Genomic DNA, 17,124 nt, shown 5'->3' with positions numbered 1-17,124 from the left:
TTAAGATGATTTCCTATAAGGGGAACAAAAAAGCAGCAAACCGCAAAGGGCTTGCTGCTCACGATAGGAGTGATTCCTATTTCTTTTATGGGTTGAGTTTTCTTTATACCCTTATCTCAATGGGTTTATACTTCCTTTAATACGATTTCCAATCTTTCGATGAAGTCATCTACATTTTCCTTGGTCAATACCAATGGAGGGAGGATACGGAGGATGTTGGTGCCGGCGCAACCGGTGAAGCAATGCTGCTCGTGGATGAGCTTGCTGCGAACTTCCTTGTGAGGAATATCGAGTACGGCTCCTACCATTAAACCACGGCCACGAACCTCTGTGATGTGACTGTTGCGCTTCTGCAACTCCTTCAGCTGGGCGATGAGATATTCACCAACCTCATGCGCATTCTCTACCAGATTCTCTTTTTCGAATACATCGAGAACGGCGAGAGCTGCTGTACATGCCAGGTGGTTGCCACCGAAAGTAGTACCCAGCTGACCATATACAGGAGTAAACTCTGGAGAAATCAACACGCCACCCATAGGAAAACCATTACCGATACCCTTGGCAACGGTGATGAGATCTGGCTTGATGCCCAACCACTGGTGTGCGAAGAACTTACCGCTTCTGCCATAACCACACTGGATTTCATCGCAAATCAGGAAAGTACCGTATTTCTTGCAGGCTGCCTGCAAACCCTGGGCAAACTCAGGAGTTACCATGTTGCAACCACCTACGCCCTGAATAGCTTCGATGATACAAGCACATACATCGCCCTTGGCAAGTTCCTTCTCCCAAGCCTCCAAATCATTGATAGGAAGATAGGTTACGTGACCATTATCATTGATAGGAGCGATAATCTTAGGATTATTTGTTACCTCTACGGCAAGGGATGTTCTGCCGTGGAAAGCCTTTTCTATAGAAAGCACGCGGGTTCTTCCGTTGGTGAAAGAAGCCAGCTTCAAGGCGTTCTCGTTTGCCTCGGCACCTGAGTTGATGAGGAAGAACTGATAATCTTCATAACCGCTTATCTTGCCCAGACGCTCTGCGAGTTTCACCTGCAACTTGTTGATGACAGAGTTGGAATAGAACCCCAGATTGTTCAACTGGTTGGTGAGCATCTCTACATAGTGAGGATGGCAATGACCGATGCTGATAACGGCATGACCGCCATAGAGGTCGAGGTATTCCTGACCCTTGTCGTCCCATACCTTGCAGCCTTGTCCTTTTACAATATTAATATCGAAAAGAGGATATACGTCGTATAAAATCATAATTTAAGTGAATAGTGAAGAACGAAGAGTGAAGAATTCTCTTGCTTTGAGATGGTCTTAGTCTTTGTTCTTCTATTGTTAAACTGATATTATTATGTAGTGAAGTATAGTGTAAGAGTAAAGCGTGACTCATCCGGAAAAGCATTTGAATTCTTCACTCTTCACTCTTCGTTCTTCACTTAGAAAGCCGATGGCTTTAGCCTGAGACCTGCTGTCTGGTCGAGACCAAACATGATGTTCATGTTCTGAACAGCCTGACCTACGGCACCCTTCAGAAGATTGTCGATGCAGGAAGTAATCAGTAGCTTATCGCCATACTTATCCACATGAACCAAGCACTTGTTGGTATTCACAACCTGCTTCAAGTCGATTGCCTTATCCACATAGTGGGTGAACTTGGCATTCTTGTAGAACTCCTTGTAACCTGCCACGATTTCCTCGATAGGCTTGTCGGTCTTTACCACTTCTGTAGCGAAGATGCCACGGGCGAAGTCGCCACGGTAAGGGATGAAGTCGATGGCTGCATCGAGATAACCCTGTGTCTGCTTCAGACTCTGACGAATCTCTGGCACGTGCTGATGGTTGAATGCCTTGTAGATGCTCATGTTGTTGTTGCGCCATGAGAAATGGGTAGTGGTGCCTGGCTTCTGACCTGCGCCGGTGCTGCCGGTAATGGCGTTGACAGATACATCGCTGTTGATGAGGCCCATCTTGGCAGCAGGCAACAAACCAAGTTGAATGCAAGTTGCAAAACAACCTGGGTTTGCCACGTGCTGAGCTACGGCTATTTTTGATTCATTTATTTCTGGAAGACCATATACAAAATCGTGAGCTGCTGGGGTTGGCTGCTGGGTAGCAACCACTGTCTCTGGGGCAAGACGGAAGTCCTGTGCCAAATCGATAATCTTCACGTTCTCCGGAACATTGTGCTCCTTCAGGAACGCCTCGCTCTTGCCGTGACCGAAGCAGAAGAAGATAACATCCACCTGGTCGAAAGGCATCTCGGCGGTAAACTTCAAATCAGTCTCGCCATACAATCCCTCGTGAACCTCAGCCACCAGGTTGCCGGCGTTACTCTCGCTGTTGGCGAATACAATCTCTGCCTCAGGATGGTTGATAAGGAGGCGAATCAACTCACCTCCTGTATAACCAGCTGCTCCTAAAATACCTACTCTAATCATAATTTAAGTGAAGAGTGAAGAACGAAGAGTGAAGAATTCTCTTGTCCTTCTTGTTATTTATTATTTCTTTGTTTTATAGTTTTTATGGATGAAACGAGGAGTGCTATTAATTCATTACAGTCAATGATTATGCTTTTGAATGCATTTTCATCAATATAATCTGTATCATGAAGAAGGTTTAACCAATAGGATGTCTCATTTGCTTCTTTGAGGGCAATAGATAATTTGTTAGCAAAGTCTAGTGGACTCTGGGCAAATTCTGCTTCTCTTACTAAAGCTCCTACGGCAGTTCCTGAGCGAAGAATTTGATTTGTAATGGTAAACTCCTTTTTGCAAGAATTGATATGTTTGACCATTTTTACAATTCTCACTGCAAAGAGATAACTCTTGGTATGTAAAGGAGAATTCTCTCTATTATACTCGTTGATATTTTTTGTTCCCATCACAAAAGCATTTGAATTTTTCACTCTTCACTCTTCGTTCTTCACTTAATTTATCTTTCCTCGTTAGGGTGCATACCATAATAAACACGGAGTGGGGTAGAGCTTACCTTGATGAAGCCCTTCGCATCCTCTGCTGTCCAACCGTGCTGCATCTCACCATACTCACCGAGCTTAGACTTGGTCAAATCGTCTGGTGAATCGATACCTACAGTCTGGAAATTGTATGGACGGAGCTTCAGGATGGCTGTACCGTTTACGTTGCGCTGAGAAGAAGTCAGCATTGCCTCGATATCCGGCATTACAGGCTCCAGGTACTGACTCTCGTGGAGGAACATTCCGTACCAGTTGCCTACCTGATCCTTCCAATACTGCTGCCACTTGCTCAATGTGCTCTTTTCCAACAGGCGGTGAGCCTCGATGATGAGCTTAGGAGCCGCAGCCTCGAAACCTACACGACCCTTGATACCGATGATGGTGTCACCCACGTTGCAGTCGCGACCGATAGCGTAAGATGCACCAATCTCCTCAATCTTCTGGATGGCTGCAATCTTATCATCAAACTTCTCGCCGTTGACAGCCACAATCTCACCCTTCTCGAAGGTAATCTTCAACTCAGCCTCTTCTTCCTTGGCAGTAACGTGCTTCAGGTAAGCCTCCTCTGGGAGACCCTGGGTTGGGTCGAGAATCTCACCGCCGCAGATACTGGTTCCCCAGATACCTACGTTATAAGAATACTTCAATTTGGTGAAGTCTGCAAAGAAGCCGTGCTCGTTCAGGTAATCAACCTCCTCCTTACGAGAAAGCGCCTTGTCACGTGTCAAGGTGATGATCTCTACACCAGGAGCCATCACCAGGAATGTCATGTCGAAACGAATCTGGTCGTTGCCGGCACCTGTACTTCCGTGAGCGATGGCGTCAGCACCAATCTCCTTGGCGTAACGAGCGATGGCGATAGCCTGGAAGATACGCTCAGAAGATACAGAGATAGGGTAGCAGTTGTTGCGGAGCACATTACCGAAAATCATGTATTTCAATGATTTCTCGTAATACTCATGGGTAACGTCGAGAGTGACGTATGCCTTGGCACCCAATTTATATGCGTTCTCCTCGTTGGTCTTCAACTGCTCGGCAGAGAAACCACCTGTGTTAGCGCATGCTGCATAAACATCCCAGCCATCCTGGGTCAACTTCATTACTGTGTATGATGTATCGAGACCGCCGCTGAAAGCGACTACTACTTTTTTATTTGCCATAACCTTATGATTAATGTTAAGTGTGAAATGTTAAGTGTTAAATTGGCATTCTTGCCAACACCTTTTATATATAAGGATTTAAATTTCTGCAGATGGACCGTCAATCTTACGGATTCTTTCAATTACCTCCTGAGGAAGCTTGATAGGCAGATGTTCTTCTGGGTCGAAGAGCATGGCGGTGCAGATGCAGTATTTGCGGTTGGTGCGATGGAGCACATCTACGTTGATGCAACCCTCGCAACCACGCCAGAAAGACTCGTCATCGGTCAGGTCGGCGAAAGTAACTGGAAGATAACCCAACTGGGTGTTCATCTTCATGACAGCCGAACCGGAAGTCAAAGAGAAAATCTTGGCATGAGGCCATCGCTGTCGGGCGAGCGTAAAGGTCAGGTTCTTGATGCGCTTTGCCAATCCCAAACCACGGAAGTCTGGGTGAACGATCAAACCTGATGTGGTGACATAGTGCTTGTTGCCCCATGTTTCGATGTAGCTGAAACCTGCGAACTTCTCTCCCTGGAGAGCGATGACCGCCTTGGCTTCGCGCATCTTGGTGGCAACATACTCTGGTGAACGCTTGGCGATACCAGAACCACGTTTCTTTGCAGCTTCTGCAATTGTAGTCAGAATGGTGTCGATGTACTTGATGTGACTTTCGTCAGCCACCATTACTTTAACTTCTGCTTCTTCCATTTTTTTCTCTTCTATCTTAAAATGTTTTTGTTTTAATATTCTTTCTTTATATATAATAAGGTGTATGTTTTGCATTAAAATGCAACTACCTTATACATATTTATGGTGAACGTCTGGAATTACCTCTGCTAGTGCATTGATGATTTCCTCTTCTGTTGTCCCTTTCTTCTTAACCAGAAAGATCGTGTCATCGCCAGCGATGGTTCCCAGAATTTGAGGAATATCACTATTATCTATATTATAGGCAATGCTGCTTGCATATCCCGGACGGGTTTTGATCACGACCATGTTTCCAGAGAAGTTGATAGACTGGAATCCGGTATTCACCATCATCTTGCTCACTGGAATATGGTTTGATACTCTCTTATATAATGTATCGTTGGGCAGAACATACGCATATTTTCCACTCGAAGATGCTGCCTTTGCCACCTTGAGCAGTTTTAAGTCACGGCTCAATGTGGCTTGCGTAATCTTAAAGCCTTCTTTGTGAAGAGCCTCCAAAAGTTGGTCTTGCGAACTCAACTCTTGACTTGATATAAGCATCTTCAAAGTTTCCAATCTGCTATTCTTTGCCTTCATATGCTGTATTTTTATTCGTTTAACGGCTGCAAAATTACAATATATTTTGCAAATAGCCAAATAAAATGAAAGAAAAATGCGTAAAATAACATTATTTTGTCTTTTGTTATGTATGAATATAGAATAAATATGCATACATTCAGTTATTTTATACAGATTTTCTACACAAGGCTTTTGATGCAAAAAAGCCTTTTTTGTCTATTTTAAGCTAATTATTGTAAATTATTGAAAGAAAGACTACGAAAACCGCATCGGTTCAATTAGTTTTTGTTATCTTTGCAGACACAATTCTTTGATTATAATCAACTTGATAAAAATAAACCTTTAGAAGATGGAAAAAATGAATGTTAAACCAGCAGAAGGTAAGCTGGGAATCTTGGTTGTTGGTTGTGGCGCAGTAGCTACTACCTTCATGACCGGTGTTTTCATGACTCGTAAGGGACTTGCGAAGCCAGTAGGTTCAATGACTCAGTACGACAAAATTCGTGTTGGCAAGGGTGCAGACAAGAAATATTTGCACTATAAGGACATCGTTCCACTTGCTGACCTTAATGATATCGTATTCGGTACTTGGGATGTTTATCCGCAGAATGCTTATCAGGCAGCTATGTATGCTGAGGTATTGAAGGAAAAAGATATCAACCCTGTACGCGAGGAGTTGGAGAAGGTAGTACCAATGAAGGCTGCATTCGACAAGAACTATGCAAAGCGTCTTGATGGCGGCAATGTGAAGGATTGCAAGACCCGCTGGGAGATGGTAGAGGCTCTTCGTCAGGATATCCGCGACTTCAAGGAGAAGAACGGTTGTGCCCGTATCGTTGTTATCTGGGCAGCATCTACTGAAATCTACGTTCCTGTAGATATGGAGATTCATGGTGCATTGGCAGCACTTGAGGCTGCAATGAAGGCTGACGACCGCCAGCATGTAGCTCCATCCATGTGCTACGCTTATGCTGCTTTGACAGAGGGTGCTCCTTTCATCATGGGTGCTCCTAATACAACTGTTGATATTCCTGCTATGTGGGAACTCGCAGAGAAGACCAAGATGCCTATCGCCGGTAAGGACTTCAAGACAGGTCAGACTCTTGTCAAGAGTGGTTTCGCTCCTATCATCGGTACCCGTTGTCTCGGCTTGAATGGCTGGTTCTCTACCAATATTCTCGGCAACCGTGATGGTCTCGTTCTCGATGAACCAGCTAATTTCCATACCAAGGAGGTAAGTAAACTCTCTACTCTTGAGACAATCCTGAAACCAGAAGCTCAGCCAGATCTCTATGGTCATGGTAACGACGAAGATACTCAGTACTATCACAAGGTACGTATCAACTATTATCCACCTCGCAACGATAACAAGGAGGGTTGGGATAATATCGATATCTTCGGCTGGATGGGTTACCCAATGCAGATTAAGATAAACTTCCTCTGCCGCGACTCTATCCTTGCTGCTCCATTGCTGCTCGACCTTACATTGTTGAGCGATCTTGCTGCTCGTGCAGGCCGTTTCGGAATCCAGCGTTTCTTGAGTTTCTTCCTCAAGGCACCTATGCACGATTATACTAAGGGTGAAGAGCCTGTAAACCATCTCTACCAGCAGTATACGATGCTGAAGAATGCTATCCGTGAGATGGGTGGTTACGAAGCCGATGAGGAAATCGACTAATTAGGTTATTTCATTTAATATTACACCTTATTATATATAAGGCATTAATTTATATCATGGCACACCTTTGGAATGTTAGAATATCTCTCCATAGGTGTGCCTTTTTGTTTATTTATATAGAAAGTAGACATGGATTCGGTAACGAGTTTTATTTATGGTATGAGCATGATGTTCTTCTCCATGATGGCTTTCCTGTTTTGGAGAAAAGGAAAGGAGATGCTCTTTCGGATGATTATGTGGCTCATGATTGTGGTCGACCTACAGTTGTTAAAGGACATGGTTTTCTTTCTGATTTATGGTTTTGACAATGAGCATGCGTGGTATCTTACGTCTTCGTTGGATATGATGATTATTCCGTTCTACAGCTTTGTGTTGATGGAACTGGTGAAGCCGGGCTGGTTCAGATGGGTGAAAGCTTTGATGCTGGAATTGCCTTTCCTCTTGTTGCCGGTGTTCTATATTTTTACCCATAATATCATCTGGTTTTATGTGCTTTCTGTCTGGGGAGCCATTTATGGATGCTCTACCTTTATATTGCTTATCTTTATGATTCGGAGGTATCATCGCCAGCTGAAAGAGCGCTTTTCTTATCAGGAAAATATTAATCTGAATTGGCTTCTTGCCATTCTCAATACCTTCTTCCTGATTCTGTTTTTATGGACGCTGAGCTGTTTCGTTATTAATGTGGATTACGACAATATCTATATGGTAAGTTCTCTGATACTCTGGATGCTGATAGATTATTTTGTTTATAGGCATGAGTCAGTGATAGAAGAGTTGAGCGATGTTGAAATTGTACCGTTAGAGCAGAACGAAGTAGATGTTTCGGGGATGGCTGCTGAGGTGCAGCGGTTGTTCGAGGAAGATAAAATCTATCTCAATCCGAAACTGAAATTGTCTGATGTGGCACTGGCTGTAGGTACGAACCGTACTTATCTGAGTCGCTATTTTAACCGGCAGAATGGGCAGACGTTTTATGATTATGTGAATACTTATCGTATACAGTATGCTGAGAATTTGTTGAAGTCAACGAACTATCCTTTGCCGGAAATCGCCATCAAATCGGGATTTAATTCTATTTCTACGTTCAGAAGAGTATTTTTTGCCTCTTTTGGTTGCTCTCCTAATAAATATAGGACAAATGTGTAAGTTGTTGATGTGTAGGTTGTTCTGAAAAGTCAGTGTTACACTGAAAAATGTCAAAAGACACTTTTTGTCCATTTGAAACTAATTTTTGCTATTTTGAAACCATGGTTCTCAATTTTTTTTCTATCTTTGCACCATAGAACTTTTTGAAGAGAATATAACTCTAGCATTTACTTTTTCTAGGAATAAAAAATAAAGGTTGGCCAACCCGTTGAGGGCAAGCCAACCTTTCTCGTTATGTATGTTATTCTTTTTGTTTTTTACTTTATTCCCGGTTCTCGTTTTCATTATTCCTTGTTACTGCCTCCGAAGATGCGGAGCAAGTAGAGGAAGAGATTGATAAAGTCGAGATACAGAGTCAAGGCTCCGATGAGTGCCAGTTTCTGTGCGCCTTCGCTCATGTCGTATTGTGTCTGGAGCATCTGCTTGATTTTCTGACTGTCCCAAGCGGTCAAGCCAACGAAGATGGCTACACCTGCGTAACTCAAAATGTAATCAAATCCCGAACTCTTCAGGAACATGTTTACTATGGTAGCGATAATCAGGCCTATCAGCGCCATGAAGAGTATTTTTCCTAAAGAGGTCAAGTCCTTCTTGGTAGTGTAACCATAGAAAGCCATCGCTCCGAATGTGCCGGCTGTAATAAAAAATACCTTGGCAATACTGGTCATCGTATAAACTACGAATACGGATGAAAGCATGGCACCATTCAAAACCGAGTAGACGATGAAGAGTAGGGTGGCCGTAGTCAGGGAGAGTCTCTGTAGGGCACCGGTAATGATGAATACCAGGGCGAGCTCTGCGATAATCAGGCCAAAGAGCAAGCCGCGGCTTGTCATCAAGGTCATCAGCAGGGTAGGACTGCTAGCCACACCATAGGCAGTAACGCCCGTAATCAGGAGAGCTAAGGTCATCCATGTATACACTTTGCGCATCAAAGCAGAGAAAACACCGCTTATACCTCGCTCTTTCTCATTAACAGCAAAGCCATTGCTCTGCTGGTTGTTCTGACTATTTATCAGATTGTACATTTCCTTTTCTGTCATAATTCTATTTTCTTTTGTTATTTATGGTCTATTGAATAATATAATAAGCGCAAAGATAATGCCAATTATTGAAACGAACGATAATCTCTGCGCTTTATTAACATTTATTCCGTAATTTTACGTCATTCATTCCTTTGTTTAAGGGCTATCTTCTTTACGGCTATCTGTTTTCCGCCTCGTGTTACCTCTACGGCTACAGTCCCATTTATTGGTGTGCGAAGCTGTTCTGTATCAGATTTTGCCTGTTTCTGAAGCGCCAGGACACCTGAGGCTCCGTATATTCTGATGATGTCGTTCTGTTCCAGACCCTTTATCAGGATATGATAGTTGCCGCTAGGAATGATGGTGATGTCTGACTTCATGTCAGTCTCCTTGCGGTTGAAATTGATCTGCCATTGCCATCTTAATCTCTTATCTTCTCTTTCTTCTACCAGTCTCATACGCTATTCGTTTTATTTCGAATGCAAAGATACGTCTTTTCCGTTTTCTACCTATGCGATTTGTGCGATTTGCGTGGATTCGGGAAATAAAGTGCGAAAAAATCATGGAATCATTCGGCAGAATATCTCCGAAGGATAAGAACATAACTCCGAAAGATAGCAAAATATCTCCGAAGGATAAGAAAATATCTCCGAAAGATAGCAGAATATCTCCGAAGGATAAACCAAGATGACAAATGTAGGTACTCCGATGACGAAGATATTGAAACTGGGTTGTGGCAACGAGGTGAAGGGTGAAGGGTATATTTTAAATCTTATATTATATTCTTTTTTAGGGTTTTTCCGATTTTTGACCCTAGGGTACCCCTTTAATTTTCCCTTGCCGCGCGTATATATAAAAAAGAGTTTTCAAACCTTCACCCTTCACCTTTTTATTTAACGTTTTATGTGTCAAATAGTTATAGGTGAAGGGTGGTGAAGGGTGTTTCTTGCTTTTTTATAAACATATTTTAAGAATCCACTCCGTTTTTACATATTTTAAGCGTTTATTTTCGATTCCGAAATGGGTATCTTTTTTAGAGAGTCCTCTTTTTTTTATGATTTCTTTCTGCAGAAACTCCTAAAATCCCAGCCTAATCGGTATCCCTGATGTATAATCCGTTAAAATATTATCAGCGAAATAAAGTTAATGGCTATGGGTAAGCGTAAACTTCTAAACGTGAATTAATGTGAAATCATTAGCAATTTTTCTTCAAGTTTCGTCCCACACGCCCTTTCAGAGCGTGTGGTGCAAACTTGCGAATGTTCAATCATTAACAATTATTATAGTATACGCTTGCGTATACGCCTAAGTGTGTGCATAGGCAAGCGCATATATACAATAATGTAAGCAGCTAAAATCTCTTGTATAAAGTCTTTATAGATGTTAAAAACTAACTGAAAAAGCAACTTTTTTGCGAAAAGATTTGGTGGAATGAAAAATAGTTAGTACTTTTGCACTCGCTTTTGAGAAATACACTTTCTCTTAGCAACAAAAGAAAGAGTTCTTTGAAAGATTTTACATAAACAGACAAGTAGTACAAGAAGCGGTTAACTTCTTAGAAATAAGAAAGTTGACTGGGTAAAAGAAACGAACCGTCAAGCAATTGACAAGTCAGGTTTACTAAGCTTCAATAAACGAAAAAGGATATTCGTCCTAAGTACAGACAACAAACACCGACTTTCTTCTTCGGAAGAAATGAAGTAAAAATGATATTTTACAATGGAGAGTTTGATCCTGGCTCAGGATGAACGCTAGCTACAGGCTTAACACATGCAAGTCGAGGGGAAACGATATTGGAAGCTTGCTTCCGATAGGCGTCGACCGGCGCACGGGTGAGTAACGCGTATCCAACCTGCCCATCACTTGGGGATAACCTTGCGAAAGTAAGACTAATACCCAATGACGTCTCTAGAAGACATCTGAAAGAGATTAAAGATTTATCGGTGATGGATGGGGATGCGTCTGATTAGCTTGTTGGCGGGGTAACGGCCCACCAAGGCGACGATCAGTAGGGGTTCTGAGAGGAAGGTCCCCCACATTGGAACTGAGACACGGTCCAAACTCCTACGGGAGGCAGCAGTGAGGAATATTGGTCAATGGACGAGAGTCTGAACCAGCCAAGTAGCGTGCAGGAAGACGGCCCTATGGGTTGTAAACTGCTTTTATAAGGGAATAAAGTGAGTCTCGTGAGACTTTTTGCATGTACCTTATGAATAAGGACCGGCTAATTCCGTGCCAGCAGCCGCGGTAATACGGAAGGTCCGGGCGTTATCCGGATTTATTGGGTTTAAAGGGAGCGTAGGCCGGAGATTAAGCGTGTTGTGAAATGTAGACGCTCAACGTCTGCACTGCAGCGCGAACTGGTTTCCTTGAGTACGCACAAAGTGGGCGGAATTCGTGGTGTAGCGGTGAAATGCTTAGATATCACGAAGAACTCCGATTGCGAAGGCAGCTCACTGGAGCGCAACTGACGCTGAAGCTCGAAAGTGCGGGTATCGAACAGGATTAGATACCCTGGTAGTCCGCACGGTAAACGATGGATGCCCGCTGTTGGCCTGAATAGGTCAGCGGCCAAGCGAAAGCATTAAGCATCCCACCTGGGGAGTACGCCGGCAACGGTGAAACTCAAAGGAATTGACGGGGGCCCGCACAAGCGGAGGAACATGTGGTTTAATTCGATGATACGCGAGGAACCTTACCCGGGCTTGAATTGCAGAGGAAGGATTTGGAGACAATGACGCCCTTCGGGGCCTCTGTGAAGGTGCTGCATGGTTGTCGTCAGCTCGTGCCGTGAGGTGTCGGCTTAAGTGCCATAACGAGCGCAACCCCTCTCCTTAGTTGCCATCAGGTTAAGCTGGGCACTCTGGGGACACTGCCACCGTAAGGTGTGAGGAAGGTGGGGATGACGTCAAATCAGCACGGCCCTTACGTCCGGGGCTACACACGTGTTACAATGGCAGGTACAGAGAGACGGTCCCTTGCAAAACGGATCAAATCCTTAAAGCCTGTCTCAGTTCGGACTGGGGTCTGCAACCCGACCCCACGAAGCTGGATTCGCTAGTAATCGCGCATCAGCCATGGCGCGGTGAATACGTTCCCGGGCCTTGTACACACCGCCCGTCAAGCCATGAAAGCCGGGGGCGCCTAAAGTCCGTGACCGTAAGGAGCGGCCTAGGGCGAAACTGGTAATTGGGGCTAAGTCGTAACAAGGTAGCCGTACCGGAAGGTGCGGCTGGAACACCTCCTTTCTGGAGAGACGAATATATTTAGTGATTAGTGATTAATTATTATTGATTATCCCTTCACTTATATTTATTGAGATAGTGACTGATTAAAGTTCGCTTCTCTTCTTGTACGCACCATCTGTTTAATTAAATAGGAGACTGGGATTCCTTATACATTATATATATAGGGATGGCTCAAGCAAAATGGTTCAACTCCACAATCTCCACTCTAAGGTTGAGTAAGACAAGTGAATTCTTCACTCTTCACTTAAAAAGATCTTTGACATATTGACACAAGCAAAACTGTAAGTAATGAACTTTAGTTCAGACTAAAGTAAATCAAATCGCAAGATGAGATTTCACTTTGTTAGAATACAGCTGAAAGTATGAGCTACTTATTCGTTATTCGGAAACGAGTAACAAGAATACAGTCGTAAAGAAAGTAAGAAAGGGCGTATGGCGGATGCCTAGGCTCACGGAGGCGATGAAGGACGTGATAAGCTGCGATAAGCTTCGGGTAGGTGCAAATAACCCTTGATCCGGAGATTTCCGAATGGGACAACCTAGCCGTCTGAAGGACGGTTACTCTTACCAGTGTAAGAGAGCTAACGCAGGGAACTGAAACATCTTAGTACCTGCAGGAAGAGAAAATAAATGAATGATTCCCCCAGTAGTGGCGAGCGAACGGGGAACAGCCCAAACCAGTGGCGTCGCAAGGCGTGGCTGGGGTTGTAGGACCGCGACATTGTACTGAAATGGTGAGTGGAAGTATCTGGAAAGTTACATCACAGAAGGTGATAATCCTGTACACGAAGCCAGATCAGGCATAGCGGTATCCTGAGTAACGCGGGACACGAGGAATCCTGCGCGAATCTGCCGGGACCATCCGGTAAGGCTAAATACTCCCGTGAGACCGATAGCGAACGAGTACTGTGAAGGAAAGGTGAAAAGAACCCCGAGCAGGGGAGTGAAATAGTTCCTGAAACCATACGCCTACAAGCGGTCGGAGCACAGCAATGTGTGACGGCGTGCCTTTTGCATAATGATCCTACGAGTTACCGTCACTGGCGAGGTTGAGTGTCATGAGACACGTAGCCGCAGTGAAAGCGAGCCTGAAGAGGGCGCACAGTCAGTGGGGGTAGACGCGAAACCAAGTGATCTACACTTGGCCAGGATGAAGTCCCGGTAACACGGGATGGAGGTCCGCACCAATAAGCGTTGAAAAGCTTCTGGATGAGCCGAGTGTAGGAGTGAAAGGCCAATCAAACTTGGAGATAGCTCGTACTCCCCGAAAGGCATTTAGGTGCCGCGTCGGATGGTCACCGTGAGAGGTAGAGCGACCGATAGGACAAGAGGGCTTCACCGCCTATCGAGTCCTGACGAACTCCGAATGCTCACGGTCTGCAGTCCGGCAGTAAGGGGGCGGGTGCTAAGGTCCGTCCCCGAGAGGAGAAGAATCCAGACCGCCGTCTAAGGTCCCGGAGTTCTGCCTGAGTTAGTCTAACGAAGTCTGGTCCCTATGACAGCTAGGATGTTGGCTTGGAAGCAGCCATTCATTCAAAGAGTGCGTAACAGCTCACTAGTCGAGGGTCCGGGCATGGATAATAATCGGGTATAAGGCAGACACCGAAGGCGCGGGATAGCAATTTTAAAAGTATCGGTAGGGGAGCATACTCACAGCGTCGAATGGTGTACGTAAGTTATCCTGGAGCGGTGAGTAAAGCAAATGTAGGAATAAGTAACGATAAGGAGGGTTAGATTCCCTCCCGCTGTAAGACCAAGGTTTCCCGGGCAATGCCAATCAGCCCGGGGTCAGTCGGGTCCTAAGTCTAAGCCGAACGGCGATGGCGATGGCAGAGACGGTTAATATTCCGTCACTGCCGCATGGGGCGACGTGGAGACGGAGCAGTGAAACCACCGCGGGGCGACGGAAGTCCCCGTTGAAGGGTGTAGGCGTTGAGGATGGCAGGCAAATCCACCATCCGAGCTGAACCTGACAGTACGGAGTCCTCCTCGGAGGAATCTGATAGTGTGGGTAATCATACTCCCGAGAAAATCCGCTAAGCTTAACCCATGCGGCACCCGTACCGCAAACGGACACACGTGGTCGGGTAGAACATACTAAGGCGTTGAGAGATTCATGGTTAAGGAACTAGGCAAATTGACCCTGTAACTTCGGGATAAAGGGTCCTCGTGATGAGCGAGGCGCAGAGAATAGGTCCAGGCAACTGTTTAACAAAAACACAGGGCTGTGCAAACTCGAAAGATGACGTATACAGCCTGACACCTGCCCGGTGCCGGAAGGTTAAGAGGAGATGTCACTCGCAAGAGGAAGCATTGAATTGAAGCCCCGGTAAACGGCGGCCGTAACTATAACGGTCCTAAGGTAGCGAAATTCCTTGTCGGGTAAGTTCCGACCTGCACGAATGGTGTAATGATCCGGACGCTGTCTCAACCATGAGCTCAGTGAAATTGTAGTATCGGTGAAGATGCCGATTACCCGCGATGGGACGAAAAGACCCCGTGAACCTTTACTACAGCTTAGCATTGACCTTGGTCATCCGATGTGTAGGATAGGCCGGAGGCTTCGAAGCGGGAGCGCCAGCTTTCGTGGAGCCATCCTTGAAATACGGCCCTTTGGCTGTCTGAGGTCTAACGCGCAGTTGCGCGGACACTGCTTGGTGGGTAGTTTGACTGGGGTGGTCGCCTCCAAAAGCGTAACGGAGGCTTCCAAAGGTGCCCTCGGGTCGATTGGTAACCGACCTCAAAGAGTGCAATGGCATAAGGGCGCTTGACTGGGAGGCAGACATGCCGAGCAGGCAGGAAACTGGGGCATAGTGATCCGGCGGATGTGTATGGAAACTCCGTCGCTCAAAGGATAAAAGGTACTCCGGGGATAACAGGCTGATCCCCCCCAAGAGCTCATATCGACGGGGTGGTTTGGCACCTCGATGTCGGCTCGTCACATCCTGGGGCTGGAGAAGGTCCCAAGGGTTGGGCTGTTCGCCCATTAAAGTGGCACGCGAGCTGGGTTCAGAACGTCGTGAGACAGTTCGGTCTCTATCTATCGTGGGCGTGGGAGTTTTGAGTGGTGCCGTCACTAGTACGAGAGGACCGTGATGGACAGACCTCCGGTTTACCAGTTGTGCCGCCAGGCGCACCGCTGGGTATCTGAGTCTGGATTGGATAAGCGCTGAAAGCATCTAAGTGCGAAGCCAGCCGCAAGATGAGAACTCCATTGAGGGTCGTCAGAGACGATGACGTTGATAGGATGCAGGTGTAAAGACAGCGATGTCAAAGCCGAGCATTACTAATTGCCCGAACACTTTCTTTAGGAAAGTTCATAGTTTCAGCTGTTGACTCTCGATAAAATCGAGAGGGACGGTGGTTCTTTACTTGATAAACAGTTTGCTTGTGTGCAAATACGTCATAACCCATTATCAGGTGGTTATTGCGGTGAGGTCCCACCTCTTCCCATTCCGAACAGAGAAGTTAAGCTCACTTGCGCCGATGGTACTGCAATGCAATGCGGGAGAGTAGGTAGCCGCCTCCTTTTATCAAGAGCCTCAGATTTCGAAAGATTTCTGAGGCTTTTTTGTTTTCCCACAGATTTCACAGATGCTCACAGATTTTAGACCTGTTCGGTCTGGAATTTCGCAGATTTTTATTATCTTTGCAGCATGAATAGGAAAAGAATTAAAAAGAAGTTTGCTAGTTTAGGTCAGCGTATGCTACGGATGCCTCGTACCCGAGGATTCGGAGTACAATCACCTACAGCCTATTCTTTCCTGCGCAAGGTGGTTAACGAAAAGGGATTTCTCAGAATCTATTGTCAGACTCATTCTGAAATCTCCTCCTCCTATCCCCAAGATGCCTCCAAACAGAAACGTCTTCTCTTCCGCATCAGAACTGTTTATCCTAATGTAGTAGAACTCTCTGCATCTTCCCTGCTAAAGAGAGAGGATTTCCAGCAGTTTCTCTGGAATGTGTCTGATGATACGGTTTTAGTAGTTACAGACATCAATCTTGATGCAGAATATGGGAAAGTATGGCTCCGACTTGTAACAGATAATCGTACGATTTTGACCTTTAATTTGGTTGATTGCGGTATAGTTTTCTTCGATAAAACCAAATATAAGCAGAATTTTAATGTAAATTATTGATTTGTGCGTAAATTTGTTCCATAAATATTTGGAATTTAAAATAAAAGTATTACTTTTGCAGCCAAAATAATAGAAACGTTAAATTATAGAGCTATGTATTGGACACTTGAATTGGCTTCAAAGCTTGAAGATGCACCATGGCCTGCAACTAAAGAAGAGTTGATTGACTATGCAACTCGCTCTGGTGCGCCTCTAGAAGTTCTAGAGAATTTGCAGGAGATAGAAGACGAAGGCGATGTTTACGAAAGCATCGAAGACATCTGGCCTGATTATCCTTCAAAGGATGACTTCTTGTGGAATGATGACGAGTATTAATCGTTCATCGATTACGATTATCAGTATAAGATAATGGAAATGAGCCATATAGGTGATTTCTTCGGAAATTCCTATATGGCTTTTTGCCGTCTTTTACCGCCAATTTTACCGTTCTAATGGCCTTATTTTACATAATTAAATGATCAATAATCGGTATATCCTGAAATTCTTTCT

The 17,124-nt window shown here is 44.9% G+C and carries 12 protein-coding genes and 3 rRNA genes; 7 read left to right on the top strand and 8 right to left on the bottom strand.

Translation table 11 applies throughout. The features are described from left to right. Nucleotides 1–125: 125 nt before the first annotated feature. The 6 genes from ONT08_RS04380 to argR all read right to left on the bottom strand — a co-directional run bounded on the left by ONT08_RS04380 (nt 126) and on the right by argR (nt 5,414). A complete protein-coding gene (locus ONT08_RS04380; RefSeq protein WP_264959330.1) occupies nt 126–1,268 on the bottom strand; it encodes an aspartate aminotransferase family protein in 1,143 nt (380 codons plus the stop codon). Between the two features lie 179 nt (nt 1,269–1,447). Next, on the bottom strand, nt 1,448–2,449 hold the full coding sequence (gene argC, locus ONT08_RS04375; protein ID WP_117587361.1) for an N-acetyl-gamma-glutamyl-phosphate reductase: 1,002 nt from the start codon (nt 2,447–2,449) through the stop codon (nt 1,448–1,450). A gap of 53 nt (nt 2,450–2,502) precedes the next feature. Next, nucleotides 2,503–2,892, bottom strand: coding sequence for a four helix bundle protein (locus ONT08_RS04370; protein ID WP_117587360.1), 390 nt, complete (start codon nt 2,890–2,892; stop codon nt 2,503–2,505). A 50-nt stretch (nt 2,893–2,942) separates the two neighbouring features. Then, nucleotides 2,943–4,145, bottom strand: a complete 1,203-nt coding sequence (locus ONT08_RS04365) for an argininosuccinate synthase (RefSeq protein ID WP_264959329.1) — start codon at nt 4,143–4,145, stop codon at nt 2,943–2,945. A 78-nt stretch (nt 4,146–4,223) separates the two neighbouring features. Further along, complete coding sequence (locus ONT08_RS04360; protein ID WP_117587359.1) at nt 4,224–4,835, bottom strand: GNAT family N-acetyltransferase; 612 nt, start codon at nt 4,833–4,835, stop codon at nt 4,224–4,226. Between the two features lie 90 nt (nt 4,836–4,925). Beyond that, a complete protein-coding gene (argR, locus tag ONT08_RS04355; RefSeq protein WP_117587358.1) occupies nt 4,926–5,414 on the bottom strand; it encodes an arginine repressor in 489 nt (162 codons plus the stop codon). A gap of 331 nt (nt 5,415–5,745) precedes the next feature. Here argR and ONT08_RS04350 point away from each other — a divergent pair, with 331 nt between their 5' ends. Together ONT08_RS04350 and ONT08_RS04345 are read left to right on the top strand one after the other, a co-directional pair. After that, on the top strand, nt 5,746–7,074 hold the full coding sequence (locus ONT08_RS04350; protein ID WP_264959328.1) for an inositol-3-phosphate synthase: 1,329 nt from the start codon (nt 5,746–5,748) through the stop codon (nt 7,072–7,074). A gap of 129 nt (nt 7,075–7,203) precedes the next feature. Continuing rightward, nucleotides 7,204–8,223, top strand: a complete 1,020-nt coding sequence (locus ONT08_RS04345; RefSeq protein WP_118201623.1) for a helix-turn-helix domain-containing protein — start codon at nt 7,204–7,206, stop codon at nt 8,221–8,223. 284 nt (nt 8,224–8,507) lie between these two features. Here the strand turns inward: ONT08_RS04345 and ONT08_RS04340 are convergent, their stop codons facing one another. Further along, entirely contained in the window at nt 8,508–9,266 is a 759-nt protein-coding gene (locus ONT08_RS04340; RefSeq protein WP_228114366.1) for a Bax inhibitor-1/YccA family protein, read from the bottom strand. Nucleotides 9,267–9,388: 122 nt separating this feature from the next. Further along, nucleotides 9,389–9,706, bottom strand: a complete 318-nt coding sequence (locus ONT08_RS04335) for a hypothetical protein (protein ID WP_264959327.1) — start codon at nt 9,704–9,706, stop codon at nt 9,389–9,391. Nucleotides 9,707–10,964: 1,258 nt separating this feature from the next. Here ONT08_RS04335 and ONT08_RS04330 point away from each other — a divergent pair. The 5 genes from ONT08_RS04330 (at nt 10,965) to ONT08_RS04310 (ending at nt 16,950) form a co-directional block, all read left to right on the top strand. After that, nucleotides 10,965–12,496, top strand: a 16S ribosomal RNA gene (locus ONT08_RS04330). A gap of 412 nt (nt 12,497–12,908) precedes the next feature. After that, nucleotides 12,909–15,806, top strand: a 23S ribosomal RNA gene (locus tag ONT08_RS04325). A 106-nt stretch (nt 15,807–15,912) separates the two neighbouring features. Beyond that, nucleotides 15,913–16,025, top strand: a 5S ribosomal RNA gene (gene rrf, locus ONT08_RS04320). Together the 16S, 23S and 5S rRNA genes form the textbook arrangement of a ribosomal RNA operon. A 127-nt stretch (nt 16,026–16,152) precedes the next feature. After that, nucleotides 16,153–16,635, top strand: a complete 483-nt coding sequence (locus ONT08_RS04315) for a hypothetical protein (protein WP_147330183.1) — start codon at nt 16,153–16,155, stop codon at nt 16,633–16,635. A 93-nt stretch (nt 16,636–16,728) separates the two neighbouring features. Then, complete coding sequence (locus ONT08_RS04310) at nt 16,729–16,950, top strand: DUF2795 domain-containing protein (RefSeq protein WP_006848869.1); 222 nt, start codon at nt 16,729–16,731, stop codon at nt 16,948–16,950. The last annotated feature ends 174 nt before the right edge of the window (nt 16,951–17,124 follow it).

It is taken from the genome of Segatella copri (genome assembly GCF_026015465.1).
GTDB lineage: Bacteria > Bacteroidota > Bacteroidia > Bacteroidales > Bacteroidaceae > Prevotella > Prevotella copri_E.
Note: the sequence above shows the minus strand (reverse complement) of the source record. Positions and strands in the feature narration are given on the sequence as shown.